Raw genomic sequence first — 351 nt, forward strand, 5'->3', positions numbered from 1 at the left:
CTGCGAGCCGTCCTGGAGCGTACGGATCGTCTCACGGGACAGGGCGTCGAACTGGTAGCTCTGGGTGCCGGTGCGGTCGGTGCGCGAGGTCAGGTTGCCGTCACCGTCATAGACATACGTGACGGTGTCATAGCTCCCGGTGTCGACCTTCTTGACACGGCCCCGGTCGTCGTAGGTGTAGAGCGTGGTGACGCCGCGGCCGTCCTTGGAGTCGGTGACGCGGCCCAGCGCGTCGTAGTGGTAGGTCACCTTGCCGATCTGGGTCGGCGGTGTCACCGAGTCGAGGTTGCCCCGGGTGTCGTAGTGGAACGACGTGACCGAGTTCTGGGTGCCGCTCAACTTCGCGGTGGC

General features: G+C 65.8%; 1 pseudogene. It reads right to left on the reverse strand.

Going from position 1 to position 351, the window contains the following annotated elements:
- A pseudogene (locus IE267_RS39545) lies at positions 1–351 on the reverse strand (RHS repeat-associated core domain-containing protein); the annotation flags it as partial.

Source organism: Streptomyces xanthochromogenes (assembly GCF_014650455.1).
Taxonomy (GTDB): domain Bacteria; phylum Actinomycetota; class Actinomycetes; order Streptomycetales; family Streptomycetaceae; genus Streptomyces; species Streptomyces xanthochromogenes.